The organism is Pseudomonas sp. AC463 (genome assembly GCF_979253585.1).
Genome location: NZ_CEEDDZ010000895.1, coordinates 1 through 254, shown reverse-complemented (window position 1 = coordinate 254; position 254 = coordinate 1). Strand labels below are relative to the sequence as shown.

Sequence of the window (254 nt, the reverse complement as noted above, 5' to 3'; positions counted from 1 at the left end):
CCAACTGCCATTCCGCTGACGAGGAACAGCCGACCGTGCCGACCTTGCCATTCGACCAGGGCTGTTTCGCGATCCACGTCAGCGTGTCGTAGCCATCGGTCTGCGGCAGACCGAGAATCTCGTACGTCCCTTCCGAGTAATAGCGCCCGCGCTCGTTCTGCACGACGAAGGCGTAGCCGCGCTTCACCGCCTCCAGCGCGCGACGGCTGGTCGCGGTCTTGTACGACAGCTCGTTATAGGGCGTCTTCCACAAC

At 63.0% G+C, this 254-nt stretch carries 1 protein-coding gene; it reads right to left on the bottom strand.

What is annotated here, in order from left to right; genetic code table 11:
- The coding region (locus tag AC0IYH_RS32805) for a CocE/NonD family hydrolase (protein ID WP_471838547.1) at nucleotides 1-254 on the bottom strand (254 nt) is incomplete at both ends.